Annotated in this window: 12 protein-coding genes; 3 read left to right on the plus strand and 9 right to left on the minus strand. The window is 68.7% G+C overall.

Annotated features, from left to right (window positions below; all coding sequences use genetic code 11):
* Positions 1-58: 58 nt before the first annotated feature.
* Together OG214_RS10135 and OG214_RS10140 are read right to left on the minus strand one after the other, a co-directional pair.
* Positions 59-769 carry a ribonuclease HII gene (locus OG214_RS10135; RefSeq protein WP_365905356.1) on the minus strand — a complete coding sequence of 237 codons (711 nt, stop codon included), beginning with the start codon at positions 767-769 and terminating at the stop codon, positions 59-61.
* A 93-nt stretch (positions 770-862) separates the two neighbouring features.
* Positions 863-1,489, minus strand: a complete 627-nt coding sequence (locus OG214_RS10140) for a TetR/AcrR family transcriptional regulator (protein ID WP_405984563.1) — start codon at positions 1,487-1,489, stop codon at positions 863-865.
* 136 nt (positions 1,490-1,625) lie between these two features.
* Here OG214_RS10140 and OG214_RS10145 point away from each other — a divergent pair, with 136 nt between their 5' ends.
* Complete coding sequence (locus tag OG214_RS10145; RefSeq protein WP_363081400.1) at positions 1,626-3,182, plus strand: MFS transporter; 1,557 nt, start codon at positions 1,626-1,628, stop codon at positions 3,180-3,182.
* A gap of 227 nt (positions 3,183-3,409) precedes the next feature.
* Here OG214_RS10145 and OG214_RS10150 read toward each other — a convergent pair whose 3' ends face one another.
* The 4 genes from OG214_RS10150 to OG214_RS10165 all read right to left on the minus strand — a co-directional run bounded on the left by OG214_RS10150 (position 3,410) and on the right by OG214_RS10165 (position 7,618).
* Positions 3,410-5,065: a DUF4173 domain-containing protein gene (locus OG214_RS10150; protein WP_405984564.1), complete on the minus strand. Its 1,656-nt coding sequence runs from the start codon at positions 5,063-5,065 to the stop codon at positions 3,410-3,412.
* A gap of 185 nt (positions 5,066-5,250) precedes the next feature.
* Entirely contained in the window at positions 5,251-6,165 is a 915-nt protein-coding gene (locus OG214_RS10155) for an ADP-ribosylglycohydrolase family protein (RefSeq protein WP_405984565.1), read from the minus strand.
* Between the two features lie 31 nt (positions 6,166-6,196).
* Complete coding sequence (locus tag OG214_RS10160; RefSeq protein WP_405984566.1) at positions 6,197-6,856, minus strand: histidine phosphatase family protein; 660 nt, start codon at positions 6,854-6,856, stop codon at positions 6,197-6,199.
* 156 nt (positions 6,857-7,012) lie between these two features.
* A complete protein-coding gene (locus tag OG214_RS10165) occupies positions 7,013-7,618 on the minus strand; it encodes a YdbC family protein (RefSeq protein WP_382862056.1) in 606 nt (201 codons plus the stop codon).
* A 208-nt stretch (positions 7,619-7,826) separates the two neighbouring features.
* Here OG214_RS10165 and OG214_RS10170 point away from each other — a divergent pair, with 208 nt between their 5' ends.
* A complete protein-coding gene (locus OG214_RS10170) occupies positions 7,827-8,351 on the plus strand; it encodes a TerD family protein (RefSeq protein ID WP_363081395.1) in 525 nt (174 codons plus the stop codon).
* A 260-nt stretch (positions 8,352-8,611) separates the two neighbouring features.
* Here OG214_RS10170 and OG214_RS10175 read toward each other — a convergent pair whose 3' ends face one another.
* Positions 8,612-11,506 (minus strand): vitamin B12-dependent ribonucleotide reductase, encoded by a 2,895-nt coding sequence (locus tag OG214_RS10175; RefSeq protein ID WP_383039461.1) that lies wholly within the window; start codon positions 11,504-11,506, stop codon positions 8,612-8,614.
* Between the two features lie 143 nt (positions 11,507-11,649).
* A complete protein-coding gene (gene nrdR, locus OG214_RS10180) occupies positions 11,650-12,159 on the minus strand; it encodes a transcriptional regulator NrdR (RefSeq protein WP_363081393.1) in 510 nt (169 codons plus the stop codon).
* A 490-nt stretch (positions 12,160-12,649) separates the two neighbouring features.
* On the opposite strand from nrdR, the gene lexA reads away from it, so the two are divergent.
* Entirely contained in the window at positions 12,650-13,435 is a 786-nt protein-coding gene (lexA, locus tag OG214_RS10185; RefSeq protein WP_066946872.1) for a transcriptional repressor LexA, read from the plus strand.
* 116 nt (positions 13,436-13,551) lie between these two features.
* Here the strand turns inward: lexA and OG214_RS10190 are convergent, their stop codons facing one another.
* Positions 13,552-15,522 carry an ATP-dependent DNA helicase gene (locus OG214_RS10190; protein ID WP_363081392.1) on the minus strand — a complete coding sequence of 657 codons (1,971 nt, stop codon included), beginning with the start codon at positions 15,520-15,522 and terminating at the stop codon, positions 13,552-13,554.

A 15,522-nucleotide genomic window follows, 5' to 3' on the forward strand; every position in this document is an offset into this window, starting at 1 on the left:
CACCGGATGTTCCAGAGGTCGGACGGATCGGAAGTCGGACGTGCCGGAGTCGGACGTGTCAGAAGTCGAAGCCGAGTTGGCCCCCGCTTTCCATGGCCGCGGCCCCTACGGGGATCCGGATCTTCTTGAGGTGCCGCCACTGGGGCAGCGAGTCGAGATAGGCCCACGAGAGCCGGTGGTGCGGTGTCGGCCCCCGTTCCTCCAGCGCCGCCTTGTGCACCGGTGAGGGATACCCGGCGTTGGCGCCGAAGGCGAAGGGAACGTACTCCTCGGACACCGCGCCCAGTTCGGCCATCAGCGCGTCCCTGCGCACCTTGGCGATGACCGAGGCCGCCGCCACCGAGACACAGGACTGGTCGCCCTTGATGACCGTACGCACCTGCCAGGGCCCTCCGAGATAGTCGTGCTTGCCGTCGAGGATCACCGCGTCGGGCCGTACCGGCAGCGCCTCAAGGGCGCGTACGGCGGCGAGCCTGAGTGCCGCGGTCATCCCCAGGGCGTCGATCTCCTCCGGAGAGGCATGCCCAAGTGCGTGCGAGGTGACCCACTTCTCCAGCTCACCGGCCAGCTCCGTACGGCGCTTGGGGCTGATCAGCTTGGAGTCGGTGAGACCGGCCGGCGGTCTGCGCAGTCCGGTGATGGCGGCGCACACCGTGACCGGCCCGGCCCACGCTCCGCGTCCGACTTCGTCGACGCCGGCGATGACTCTGGCGTCGGTGGTGGCGCGCAGCGAGCGCTCAACGGTGTGCGTGGGTGGTTCGTACGGCATGGCACCTGCAAGGTTACGCCGCCGGAACGCCGTGCGACAGACCGGGTACCGGCCGTCCTCAACAGCCTTGTCCGGCCTGCCGCGCGGGATGCGTCAGCGGGCGCGTGCCTGGAGCAGGGGCACCATGACCTGATCGATCATCTCGGCGATCTCATCATCGGTCCATTCGCTCCCGCACACCTTGGAACGGAACATCATCAGAGCCGGAATGACATCGCAGATCAGCGCGCCGGTGGCATCGGGACGTACGTCACCACGCTGGATCCCCCGTTTCACCACGTCGCCGAAGAGCCGGTAGGACGGCTCGATGACCCACTTGACGATCAGCCCCTGGAAGCGTTCGGCGCCCGCCGCGTCGCATTCGTGAAGAACCGAGCGGAGCGCGAACCCGGGCCGGGAGTACATCGAGTCCCGAACGAGCCGGCAGAGCTCGTACAGATCCTCGCGCACACTCCCCCGGTCGGGCGCCTCGTCGAGCGTCGGCAGCCCCGCCTGGAGCGCGTCGGCGACCAGATCCTCCTTGGAGGGCCAGCGGCGGTACACCGCGGCCTTGCCGGTCTGGGCCCCGGCCGCGACGCCTTCCATGGTCAGCCCGTTCCAGCCGACCGTACTCAACTGCTCCAGGGCGGCTTCGAGGATCGCCCGCTCCAGCACGGGCCCACGGCGCCGCGGCGACGCCGACTGCGACCGAGCGGTGGCCGCGGAGCGCGAAGAAACCATCAGTAACTCTCCATAGGGGGCTGACACTCCGGGACGGCAGCTTCAGTGAACGCTTGCGTTCCCTGAAGGGGACTCACTACCGTGAACTCAACAGTGAACGGGTGCGTTCACTAATTCACCTGTGGGGGATCCAGCAGTGACAACCTCTCAACTCGAAACACGGAACGAACCACCGGGCGCGGCCCGCCGGAGCGGGCGACCGGGAATCGCCCTCACCGTCATCGCGGCCTGTCAGCTCATGGTCGTACTCGACGCGACCATTGTGAATATCGCGCTTCCTCATATCCAGGACGCTCTCAGCTTCTCGACCACGGATCTCTCCTGGGTCCTGAGCGCCTACACCCTGACCTTCGGCGGTCTGCTGCTGCTCGGCGGCCGGGCCGGCGACATCCTGGGCCGCCGCCGGGTCTTCATGACCGGCATCCTGCTCTTCACCCTCGCGTCCCTTCTGGGCGGTTTCGCCCAGGAACCCTGGCAGTTGCTCGCCGCCCGTGCGCTCCAGGGAGTGGGCGGCGCGATCGCCTCGCCCACCTCGCTCGCGCTGATCACCACCACCTTCCCCGAGGGGCCCGAGCGGAACAGGGCGTTCGGTGTCTTCGCCGCCGTCTCCGCGGGCGGTGGCGCGATAGGGCTGCTGGCAGGCGGCATGCTCACCGAATGGCTCGACTGGCGCTGGGTCCTCTTCGTCAACGTACCGATCGGTGTGCTGATCGCGGTCCTCGCGCCGATGTACATCAATGAGTCCGAGCGCCATCCGGGACGCTTCGACATCGCGGGCGCCGCGACGTCCACGCTGGGCATGGCGTCGCTCGTGTACGGATTCATCCGGGCCTCCGAGGAGGGCTGGCGGGACCCGCTGACGCTGGGCGCGTTCGCGGCCTCGGTGGTGCTGCTCGCCATGTTCGCGGTGATCGAGTCCCGGGCGAAGGAACCCATCACGCCGCTCAGGATGTTCGCCGACCGGAACCGGTCGGGCACATACGTCATCATGCTGAGCCTTGCCGCCGCGATGTTCGGCATGTTCTTCTTCATCGTCCTTTTCGTACAGAACGTGCTCGGATACAGCCCGATCCAGTCCGGTCTGGCTTTCCTGCCCGTAACGGTCGCGATCATCGTCGGGGCGGGACTGTCCCAGCGGTTCCTTCCGGTGCTCGGTCCCAAGCCGTTCATGGTGACCGGTTCCGCCATCACCGGTCTCGGTCTGTTCTGGCAGACGCTCATCACCCCGGACAGCTCATATCTCGGTGGCGTGCTCGGGCCACTGCTGCTCTTCGGCTTCGGTATGGGCCTGAACTTCGTCACGCTCACCCTGACCGCCGTATCGGGCGTCGCGCAGCACGAGGCGGGCGCGGCCTCCGGACTGCTCAACGCGAGCCAGCAGGTGGGAGGCTCGCTGGGGCTCTCGATCCTGGTCACCGTCTTCGGTACGGCCAGCCGCAACGAGGCGGAGAGGCAACTTCCGTCCTTCATGGCGGAGGCGAGCCCCGCGCAGAAGGCGGAGCTGGCCAAGACCCAGGAACTGCCGGGACGCTGGGGACACGAGGTACTGACCCAGGGCATCTCGACTGCTTTCATCGCGGCGGTGGCCATGGTGGCGGTCGCGCTGCTGACGGCGGCGCTGGTGATCCGGGTACGCAAGAGCGACCTGGAGGCACTCAGCGGCAAGGCGGAGGCAGCCGGTCCGGTGGCCTAGCCTCCGCTCCGCTCCACGCCCGGTCCGGGACCCCGATTCCCGGCTCCGGTACTGGTCCCGTACTGGCACGCGCACGTACGGGCGTGGAGCGCCGGTACGGATATGGATACGCGTACGGGACGTCCGACAGCAACGCCGGGCGTCCCGTACGCGCAGGCCATACGCACCGGCCGTACGTGCAGGCCCTACGCGGCGAATCGGCCGTACGCGCGGGACGTACGGAACCGTCACAGCCGGTTGACGTCGATGTCACGGCCGTACTCGATCCAGTCACCCGGCCCCCGGCACTCCGGCGAGTAGGCGGCCTCCCGCTTCGCCAGAATCTCGCGGGCCCTCTTCTCGCTCCAGTTCGTCGCGTACCAGGGCTTGTCGTCCGCCTGGGCCAGATTCTCCGCGATGCCGGCGAGAGCACAGGAGCGCAACGGCTCGGGCAGCCGGTCCAGCGCCGGTACGGCGTCGGCGGACAGCTCCTGGAAGTACTCGACGTCGAGCTTGTGCAGGCGCTCGTACCGGTCCACGTTGCTCTCCGCCACGAGCGCGTCCGGCGAGAGCAGCCCGAAGGTGAGCACGGCCGCCGCGCCACTGGCGGCGACGGCGCGCGGCAGCCACCGTCCGCCCACGGCTCCCGCCACCAGAATCAGGACGATCACCAGAGCGAGCCACAGCTCCATCGCCGCCACCGAGACACGCAGCCGTGTCAGTCCGTACTCCTCGACGTACAGATCCATCCGGCGCAGCGCGGAGGCGGCCACGACGAGTGTGAGAACACAGAGAACGCCGAGCACGGCCCGGACCAGCGCGCTGTCGCGGGCACCGTCACGCGGGGCCCACCGGCGGGCCAGCCCGATGACGAGAAGGACGAGGAGGGTGACCCAGAGCAGTTGCCAGAATCCCTGGCGCGCGTACTCGGAACGACTGAGTCCGGTCTTCTCGAAGACCTTGCGATAGCCGCCGAACAGCACGGCGAGCTGGACGGCGATGAAGACCGCGAAGAGCAGATTGAGAACGATCAGCGGAAGCGCCCACTCCATCCTGCCGCGGGCCCGGCCGGGGCGTACGGTGATCCGGTCCCAGCGCAGGGGCGCCGCCGCCGTGTTCGCGGCGGCGAGAGCGCCGAGGAGTCCGACGCCGAACAGCAGGAAGCGCCACGGTCCGTCGGCGGCCGACACATCGGGGGTCAGACCACCGAGCAGATCGGCGAAGGCCGCGTCGGCGCCCGCGAAGAGCGCTCCGAACACGAACAGCAGCACCACGGCGACGACGACCCCGCGGATCAGGGGCATCAACTGTTTCCGCGATCTTCCGGTGCGCTCGCGCAGACCGCGCAGGCCCCATGCCACGCCGTTGCCGATCGAACCGAGCAGACCGAACGGGCCGAACACCACACCCGGCCAGGTGCGGGCGCCATGCAGCGCGAGCGAACCGAGCGCCAGTGCGGACACGATGGCGAGAAAGGCCGGCAGACCGGCGTCGTTGAGGGCGGGGACAGCGAGCAGTGCCACGCCGCCGAGGGCCCAGACGAGTGTCCAGGGTCGCGGACGGCGACCGGCGTCCTGGGCGGTGAAGTAGGCGGCGAGGGCCGCCGGGACCGTCACGATCAACAGATTCACCCCCACCCCGTCGCCCAGCAGCAGGGCGCTGAGCAGGGCGGTCGCCAGGACCGACCAGAGTGCGGCGGCGCGGATCGGGGCCGGGGTGATTGGGCTGATCTCGGTGACCCAGACGGGCGGCTCGGGCCGCTGGGGCTGCCACTGCTGCCAGTCGGGAGCCGCCGCGCGCCGCGGCTCCTGTCCGCTTGCCGCTTCCCGCTCGCTCTTCGTCTTCGGCTCGTGGCCCGGGTCCGGCTCCTTGGCCGGCGCGGGTATGGACGGTGTGTCTGTCACGGGACCCCCTCCCGACCGGGCCCCTTCGCGGCGGAGTGGCGCGTACGACCCGGTGTCTCGTCGGCACGCCTCCGTCGAAGATCATCAAGGCGGCGTGGCGGAAAGAGTAACCACGCGGGCAAGGAGGTCCCGCGGTCCTCAGGTGCCCCTGTGGCAGGACCGTGACAAACAAATGCCGGCAGTGGTCACCCGGTTACGGCGGCGGACAGCCATCCCGGCAGCTCCTCCGTACGCTCGGACCACTCCCGCGGCGGCGCTCCGGCGCTCCCGGCCGCGATCACTCCCCCGACGATGGCGCAGTTCGTGTCGACATCGCCGCCCACCTGAGCCGTCGTCCAGAAGCCCCGCTCGAAGTCACCGAGGGCGCGAGCCGCCGACCAGAGGGCGAACGGCACGGTGTCGTGCGCGCTGGTGCGCCGCCCACAGCCGAGGACGGCGGCGACGGTGCCCGCGTCCCCGTAGTCGAGCATGTCCCGTGCCCGCCGCAGCCCCACGCCCACGGCGCTGCGCGGTACGAGTGCCACCACACCGTCCAGCAGGGCCTCGGGCGTGGGCGGACCTGCCGGATCCGCGGCGAGAGCGGCCGCGGCGGCCACCGCCATCGCACCCGCCACGGCCTCACGGTGCTGATGTGTGGTGTACGCGGAGATCTCGGCCTGGTGCGTGGCCTGTTCCGGGTCGTCGGCGTACCAGGCGCCGAGAGGCGCGATACGCATGGCGGCCCCGTTGCCCCACGAGCCCTGGCCGTCGAAGAGCGCGGATGCCAGCTCGCGCCAGTCGCCGCCCTCCCGCACCAGCCGGAGCAGCCGGTTCACGGCCGGACCGTAACCGCGGTCGAAGTCATGGCGCTCGGCGAAGGAGCGCGCGAGCGTGTCCTGGTCGATACGGCCGAGCGTGCCCAGCACGGCCAGGACCGACGCGCCCATCTCGGTGTCGTCGGTCCACTGCCAGCTGCCGGGCGGCAGCTCCCGTCGCTTCAGCAGGGGAACGTTCGACGGTACGAAGAACTGGGAGCCCAGGGCGTCTCCCACGGACAGTCCACGCAGACTGGCCAGGGCGCGTTCGTAGCGCGCCGTGTCGGGTATCGGTCGAGTGGTCATCGCGGAGTCCAAGCGGTCATCGCCCGTCACTCTAACCGGTGGGACCGTACGGTTCCGGGGTGCGCCAGCGTTCGAACGGCCTGTCCAGGGTGTACCGGCCGTCCGCGCCGAGCAGCAGCGTGCGCGTCTCCGCGTTGCACGGGTTCGACAGCGACTCGAACTCCGCGACCGACCAGTGGAACCACCGCATGCAGAACAGCCGCATGGTCAGTCCATGGGTCACCAGCAGCACGTTCTCCGGTGGGTCGGGTGCCTCGAAGCTCCGGTACAGGGACTCCAGGAAGGCGCCGACCCGGTCGTACACATCGGCGCCCGACTCACCCTGTGCGAACCGGTAGAAGAAGTGCCCGTAGGCGTCGCGGTAGCTCTTCTGGAGGCGTACGTCGTCCCGGTCCTGCCAGTTCCCCCAGTCCTGCTCGCGCAGCCGCGGCTCCTCCCGTATCCGCACCAGACCCGGATCGAGACCGAAGGCCTGGAAGGTCTCGTGCGTACGGCGGTAGGGCGAGACATAGACGCTGACCTGCTCACGGCCGAACATCTCGCGCAGCTGTACGCCGGTCTCCTCGGCCTGCCGCCAGCCCTTCCCGGTGAGTCTCAGGGCATGGTCGGGCTCGCGTTCGTACACCGTGTCATCTGCGTTGCCCTCGGACTCTCCGTGCCGGACAAGGACAATGCGCCGCGGTCGTGCCATGCCCCGACCCTAGATCGGTGCCGGGGAGCGGTACCGACCGGGGCGTACCGACCGGTCGTACGAATGCTCCGCGTCCACGGGCGTATGCTCCGCGTCTACGGGCGTACAACCGCCCAGCGCCCGCGGGCATGCCCCCGTCCGGCTTCCGCCGGCGCCTCACACCGTCCAGGTCGATTCGAGATCGACGACGTCTCCGGCCAGCGCCGCCACGTCCGCCGCGGTCTGGGCACGCAGCGTCAGCCGCTCCACCCGTTCGACCCGGTACTTTCCGTGCTCCGCCGCGGACTGCCACATCGAGAGCACGATGAACTCATGGCCGGGCGCCTCCCCGAACAGTCCGCGCACCATCCCGGGCGACCCCGCCATCGCGGGGTTCCACACCTTCTCCTGCATCAGCGCGAAGTGCTCGACCCGGTCCTCGTGGACCTTGCAGTGCGCTACACGCACCACATCCGCGTCGGTGAAGCGCGGCTCGAAGCCGGTCTTCACATCGAATCGGTAATCAAATAGTTTGGTCTGGACGTCCCTGTATGTCCCCGATTGCGAGGCGGCCAGCCGGTCGTGGGAGCGCGCCATGAAGGAGTCGTAGAACGCACGGCTCTCCCAGAACGCGAAGACGTGGGCCACACCCGGCTTCGTCCGGCTCCAGCCCCCGCTCTGCCCCCGGAATCCCGGCTCACCGAGCAACCCCGCCCATTTACGCTGGCCGCGTTCGAAACCTCGTCGGTCGATCACGGTGCAGCGCGTCCACTTGACCAGCACCGCGCCATCGTACGGCGCGGAGGGTGGCGCGGGTCACGCTCCGGCGGAGTGCACCCTACCCGGATCGCCTGTACGAACACGGGGCGCGGCGAGTATCGGCCAACGTGGCGTCAACCGGACTGATCGCGCCGCCTGTTGTCGGTGCCCCGGTCTAGCCTTGCGTGCGAGGCCCGGAGTTCCGGCCCGGATCGGAAGAGGGGGAAGACCGGTGAGCAGTCTCAACAGAGGAGTGGCGAAGGTCGAGGTCACGCTCAAGTGGGATCCCAGTCCCCTGGGCGCGCCCCCGCACGATCTCGATATCGTCGCGGCGACTTACACGTCGAAGGACCCGAGCGACAAGCCGGCCTATCTCGTCCACTTCGGAAGCCGCTCACCGGACGGCACGATCACCCTGGACCGGGAGAGCAGGACCGGTCAGGGATTCGGTGCCGATGAGGAGATGACGCTGGAGCTGGACCGGCTGGCGGTCGCGTACCACCGCGTGGTGGTGGGTGTGGCCATTCAGCAGCGCGACGGACGAAGGACGTTCGCCGACATAGCCAACGCGCAGCTCCGCGTTCTGGAGGGGTACACCGAGCTGGCGAAGCACGACTTCGCGGAGGTTCCCGACGCCACCGCGGCGACTCTCGCGCAGTTCACACGGGATTCGTCGGGGGCATGGAAGTTCCACACGGCTGTCCACGGCTTCGACACCGACCCGCAGTCCTTCGGCGCCCTGATGGGCACCGCCTGACCCGCCCTGGTCCTGAAGGATCCCGGTCTGAGCGGTCCCGGTCGACGGGCCCCTGAGAGGCCTCGGTCCTGACGTCCGACGGCACGGCCAAGACCACAAGACCAGGAAGACCAAGGGGATCGGCCTGTGGCCGATCCCCTTGGCGAGCCAGCGAATCACGCTCGGACTACACCGGCCGGCGGCCACCGGGGTGCCCGGGGCCGGGCGCCCGAACGCCGCGTCCTCGGTCGGACGTCACGCCCGGCGCCCTTCGGCCGGTATCAGCTGCAGCCGCTCGTGGAGCCGCATCCCTCGCAGATGTAGCAGGACCCCGCCCGCTGCATCTTCGTACCGCAGGAGAAGCAGAGCGGTGCGTCGGCGCTGATGCCGAGCTGCATCTCGACCAGTTCGGCCGAGGTGTGCGCCTCCTTGGGGGCAGGGATCGCGGCCGGGCCGGCGACCTCGGCCGCGGAGACCGCCTTCAGCGGCTCCGGCGCCCGCGGGGCGGACTGGACGAGGCTCTCGGTGTCCAGCGTCTCGTCGTCCAGGGACGGCTCGTACGAACCGGTGTCCAGATGACGCTGACGCTCCTCGGCCGAGTGGATCCCGAGGGCCGAGCGGGTCTCGAAGGGCAGGAAGTCCAGCGCGAGCCTGCGGAAGATGTAGTCGACGATCGACTGCGCCATCCGTACGTCCGGGTCGTCCGTCATACCGGCCGGCTCGAACCGCATATTGGTGAACTTGGAGACATAGGTCTCCAGCGGGACGCCGTACTGAAGACCGACCGAGACGGCGATCGAGAAGGCGTCCATCATGCCCGCGAGGGTGGAGCCCTGCTTGGACATCTTGAGGAAGACCTCGCCGAGACCGTCGTCGGGGTAGGAGTTGGCGGTCATATAGCCCTCGGCGCCGCCCACCGTGAAGGAGGTGGTGAGACCGGGACGGCCCTTGGGGAGACGCTTGCGGACCGGGCGGTACTCGATGACCTTCTCCACCGCCTGGCGGATGGTGTCCTCGGCCTTCTCCGCGACCTTCTCCTCCTTCTTCTTCGCGGAGAGCGGCTGCCCGACCTTGCAGTTGTCACGGTAGATCGCGAGCGCCTTGACGCCCATCTTCCAGGCCTCGAAGTAGACCTCTTCGACGTCCTCGACGGTGGCGCTCTCCGGGAGGTTCACCGTCTTGGACAGCGCACCGCTGATCCACGGCTGGATGGCCGCCATCATGCGGACATGGCCCATCGCGGAGATGGAGCGCTCACCCATCGCGCAGTCGAACACCTCGTAGTGCTCGGTCTTCAGACCGGGCGCGTCGATCACATTGCCGTGCTCGGCGATATGGGCGACGACCGCCTCGATCTGCTCCGGCTGATAGCCGAGCCGGCGCAGCGCCTGCGGCACCGTGCCGTTGACGATCTGCATCGAGCCGCCGCCGACCAGCTTCTTGAACTTGACCAGGGCGAGGTCGGGCTCCAGCCCGGTGGTGTCGCAGGACATCGCGAGACCGATGGTGCCGGTCGGCGCGATGACCGAGGCCTGGGCGTTGCGGAAGCCGTTCTTCTCACCGAGGCGGAGGACGTCCTGCCAGGCCTCCGTGGCCGCTGCCCAGATCGGGGTGTCCAGGTCGTCGATACGGATGGCCGTGGCGTTGGCGTCGGAGTGCTGCTTCATGACGCGCTTGTGCGGCTCGGCGTTACGGGCGTAGCCGTCGTACTGACCGACAACCGCGGCCAGCTCGGCGGAGCGCCGGTACGACGTGCCCGTCATCAGCGAGGTGATGGCACCGGCCAGAGCCCGGCCGCCGTCCGAGTCGTACGCGTGACCCGTGGCCATCAGCAGGGCGCCGAGGTTGGCGTAGCCGATGCCGAGCTGGCGGAAGGCGCGGGTGTTCTCCCCGATCTTCTGCGTGGGGAAGTCCGCGAAGCAGATGGAGATGTCCATCGCGGTGATGACCAGCTCGACGACCTTGGCGAAGCGCTCGGACTCGAAGGACTGATTGCCCTTGCCGTCGTCCTTGAGGAACTTCATCAGGTTCAGGGATGCCAGGTTGCACGAGGTGTTGTCCAGGTGCATGTACTCACTGCACGGGTTCGAGCCGTTGATCCGGCCGGACTCGGGGCAGGTGTGCCAGCGGTTGATCGTGTCGTCGTACTGAATGCCCGGGTCGGCACAGGCCCATGCCGCCTCCGCCATTTTGCGGAAGAGCGTCTTGGCCTCGACCTCTTCGATGACATCGCCGGTCATGCGGGCGCGCAGCCCGAACTTGCCGCCGGCCTCGACGGCCTTCATGAACTCGTCGTTCACACGGACCGAGTTGTTGGCGTTCTGGTACTGGACGGACGTGATGTCGTCGCCGCCCAGGTCCATGTCGAAGCCCGCGTCCCGCAGGGCGCGGATCTTCTCCTCCTCCTTGACCTTGGTCTGGATGAAGTCCTCGATGTCGGGGTGGTCGACGTCAAGGATGACCATCTTGGCGGCGCGGCGCGTGGCGCCACCGGACTTGATCGTCCCCGCGGACGCGTCGGCCCCCCGCATGAAGGAGACCGGGCCCGAGGCATTGCCGCCGGAGGAGAGCAGTTCCTTGGAGGAACGGATCCTGGAGAGGTTCAGACCGGCGCCCGAGCCCCCCTTGAAGATCATCCCCTCTTCCTTGTACCAGTCCAGGATCGAGTCCATGGAGTCGTCGACGGAGAGGATGAAGCAGGCCGAGACCTGCTGCGGCTGGGGGGTGCCGACGTTGAACCACACCGGCGAGTTGAAGCTGAAGACCTGGTGCAGCAGGGCATAGGCCAGTTCGTGCTCGAAGATCTCGGCGTCGGCGGGCGAGGCGAAGTAGTGGTAGTCCTCGCCCGCCTTGCGGTAGGTCTTCACGATCCGGTCGATGAGCTGCCTGAGGCCGGTCTCGCGCTGCGGGGTGCCGACGGCCCCGCGGAAATACTTGCTGGTGACGATGTTGACCGCGTTCAGCGACCAGAAGTCGGGGAACTCGACGCCACGCTGCTCGAAATTGACCGAGCCGTCGCGCCAATTGGTCATGACGACATCACGGCGCTCCCAGACCACCTCGTCGTACGGATGCACGCCGGGTGTCGTGTGGATCCGCTCGATACGCAGCCCCTTGCCGGCCTTGATCCCCTTGGTGCGGGAACCTCGTGCCGGGCCGCTCGTCGTCTCTGTCATGCCGCCTCCCATATACGTACAAAAACGCCCTGAAGTGCCATGCTCTTCCCATGGCACGGGGTGTGTTCCAAAAGCCTCGGGTGCGCGCGGGGCGCCCGTGACGGGTCTTGGTTGCCGCGGAGCGGCCGGACCGAGCCGGCCGGTCAGTCCGCGGCGGTGGCGGGCACGGGGACCTCATGGGTCCCGCCGGCGCCGCACTTGTCTGCGGGAGGCCGCTCGCGCAGTTCCGCGATGGCGGCCTCGAAGTCCTCGAGCGAGTCGAACGCCCGGTACACGGATGCGAAGCGCAGGTACGCGACAAGGTCGAGTTCCCGCAGTGGGCCGAGTATGGCCAGTCCCACGTCGTGGGTGGTCAGCTCGGCGCTCCCGGTGGCGCGCACCGCTTCCTCGACCCGCTGGCCGAGCTGGGCGAGGGCGTCCTCGGTGACCGGCCGTCCCTGGCATGCCTTGCGCACGCCGGAGATGACCTTGGTACGGCTGAAGGGTTCGGTCACACCGCTGCGCTTGATCACCATCAGTGACGCGGTCTCCACCGTCGTGAAACGGCGGGAGCAGTCGGGGCACTGCCGACGGCGCCGGATCGACGTCCCGTCGTCGGTGGTGCGACTGTCGACGACACGGCTGTCGGGGTGCCTGCAGAAGGGGCAGTGCATGGCTCCCAACCCTCCTTCACGGCGTGACTGAACAGCCCCGTCAGGGCCCGTGAAGAGCCCCTCGAAGCAACCCCCAGCATAGGCGATGGCCTCGACCTACCGAGACCGGGGACCACAACTTCTGGGTGGCCGCGACAATCCAACCACTAGATCTGGGGTTTGACCGCATCCTAGGCCCTGACGCGTGTCGTATACGGGGACAGGTCCCGCGGAGCCGCGCGAACCGGCCACGAGAGTACGGGAAGGGCACCTCGGACACGCTTCAGGCCGACCCGCCGGAACACTCGGACCGCGCCCCGGGCCACGGCGGCGCGGCCGCGAACGGTACCGTGACGAGCACGCCACACACGGCCACACACGGGCCCATACACCTAGCCGGAGAGTTACGACAGGCACTCTACGATTTTTCACTCGAACGTGTGTTTGGCGCAACCTTTCGAAAGCTACTACCGTTGTCCAGCTAGGGAGAACATTTCGAGAGGGGCCCGACGTGACCACCACCGCAGACAGTGCCACCATCACTGCCCAGGACCGCTCCCAGAGCCGACTCGAGCCGGTGCATGCCATGAATGACGCGATCATGAATCCGGAGGGGCCCAAGCCCACCCGGTCATTGCCCGGCCGACCTCCAGGAATCAGGGCGGACAGCTCCGGCCTCACCGACCGCCAGCGGCGGGTCATCGAGGTCATCCGTGACTCCGTCCAACGGCGTGGCTATCCGCCCTCGATGCGGGAGATCGGCCAGGCCGTGGGCCTCTCCAGCACCTCGTCCGTCGCCCATCAGCTCATGGCCCTGGAACGCAAGGGCTTTCTGCGCCGCGACCCGCACCGGCCCAGGGCGTACGAGGTACGCGGGTCCGACCAGCCGAGCACCCAGCAGACGGATACGACCGGCAAGCCCGCCGCCTCGTATGTCCCGCTGGTCGGCCGGATCGCGGCGGGCGGACCGATCCTCGCCGAGGAGTCGGTCGAGGATGTCTTCCCGCTCCCCCGCCAACTGGTCGGGGACGGAGAGCTGTTCGTCCTCAAGGTCGTCGGCGATTCGATGATCGAGGCCGCGATCTGTGACGGTGACTGGGTGACGGTCCGCCGCCAGCCGGTCGCGGAGAACGGTGACATCGTCGCCGCGATGCTGGACGGCGAGGCCACGGTCAAGCGCTTCCGTCGTGAGGACGGCCATGTCTGGCTGCTCCCGCACAACGCGGCGTACCAACCCATCCCCGGTGACGAGGCAACGATCCTCGGCAAGGTGGTCGCGGTTCTGCGCCGGGTGTGACGACTCCACCGGCTCCGACCGGGCCCCGGGACCCCTGCGCCGGTCCCGGGGCCTGCTTCACGCTCTGAACAGCCCGCTTCACGCCCTGCCAAGCAGACCCCCGGTGCATGCCGCGACTACTCCCCGGCGGTCTGGGCCAGGGCATCGATCGCCGCGAGGGACCGCCGTACCTGATCACGGTCCGTGGTGTACCAGAAATCGGGCAGGGAAGCGCGCAGAAAGCTGCCGTACCGGGCATTGGCCAGCCTTGGGTCGAGCACGGCCACGACACCGCGGTCCCCGGTCGCCCGCACGAGTCGTCCGGCGCCCTGGGCCATGAGCAGGGCGGCATGCGTCGCGGCCACCGCCATGAACCCATTGCCGCCGGCTTCCTCCACCGCCTTCTGACGCGCGCTCATCAACGGGTCGTCGGGGCGCGGGAAGGGAATGCGGTCCATCACCACGAGCTGAGAACTGGGCCCCGGCACATCGACGCCCTGCCATAGGGAGAGCGTGCCGAACAGACACGTCCCCGGATCGGCGGCGAAGGCCTTGATCAGCTCACCGAGCGTCTCCTCGCCCTGGAGCAGGATCGGCACATCCAGCCTGCCGCGCAGTTCCTCCGCCGCGGCCTGGGCGGCCCGCATCGAGGAGAAGAGCCCGAGCGTACGGCCACCCGCCGCCTCCACCAGCTCCGCCAGCTCATCCATCATGTCCCCGCGCGAACCCTCCCGTCCCGGCGTGGCGAGATGGCGCGCGACATAGAGGATGCCCTGCTTGCGGTAGTCGAAGGGCGAGCCGACATCAATGCCCTTCCACTGCGGAATGTCGTCCCCTTCCGTACCTTCCGGCGCCAGACCGAGCGAGGCGCCCACTCCGTTGAAGTCACCGCCGAGCTTCAAGGTGGCGGAGGTGAGGACGACGGAGCGGTCGGCGAAGAGCTTCTCCCTCAGCAGTCCCGACACGGAGAGCGGCGCGACCCGGAGGGAGGCGCCGAACCGGTCGTGCCGCTCGTACCAGACGACGTCGTACTCGGAACCGTTGGCGATGCGCTCCGCCACCGTGTGGACGGATTCGACGGACGCCAGGGCCTGCTTCCGTACGACGTCCTCGTCCTGTACGGACTTGTCGCGGGTCGAGCCCAGCGCCGAGATGACCGTACGGGCCGCGTCGCGCAGCGCCATCAGGGCATAGCCGAGATCCTCGGGGACCTCTTCGAGCCGGCCGGGGAGGGCCAGCTCCATCACCCGCTCGAAGGTCTCGGCCGCCGTCTGAAGGGCGTCCGCCGCCTTCTCGTTCACCAGCTTCGCCGAGCGGCGCACCGCGCGGTGCACCTGCCCCGGGGTCAGCTCACCGGTGGCGACTCCGGTGACCCGTGAGACCAGTTCATGGGCCTCGTCGACGATCAGCACCTCGTGCTCGGGCAGCACCGGCGCGCCCTCGATGGCGTCGATCGCGAGAAGCGCGTGGTTGGTGACGACGACCTCGGCAAGCTTGGCGCGCTCCCGCGCCTGCTCGGCGAAGCACTCCATGCCGTAGGCGCATTTCGTCGCACCCAGGCACTCCCGGGACGAGACGGAGACCTGGGCCCAGGCACGGTCCGAGACACCGGGCGTCAGATCGTCGCGATCGCCCGTCTCGGTCTCGTCCGCCCAGTCCCGCATCCGCAGCAGGTCCTGGCCCAGCTTGCTGCTGGGCGCCGCCGCCTCGAACTGATCGAAGAGACCGTCCTCCTCGTCCTGCGGCACACCTTCGTGCAGCCGGTGCAGACAGAGATAGTTGGAACGGCCCTTGAGCATCGCGAATTCCGGACGTCTGCGCAGCAGCGGATGCAGCGCGTCGACCGTACGCGGAAGGTCACGCTCCACGAGCTGGCGCTGGAGCGCCAGGGTGGCCGTGGCCACCACGACCCGCTCGCCGTGTGCCAGCGCGGGCACGAGATAGCCCAGCGACTTGCCGGTGCCGGTGCCGGCCTGGACGAGCAGATGGGACGGGGCGTCGATGGCTTCGGCGACGGCCTCGGCCATGGTGACCTGGCCTGGCCGTTCCACGCCGCCGACGGAGCTGACGGCGGCGTGGAGGAGCTCGGGGAGTGATGGCTTCGTCAT

The sequence above is a fragment of the Streptomyces sp. NBC_00872 genome (assembly GCF_045161915.1).
Taxonomy (GTDB): Bacteria; Actinomycetota; Actinomycetes; order Streptomycetales; family Streptomycetaceae; genus Streptomyces.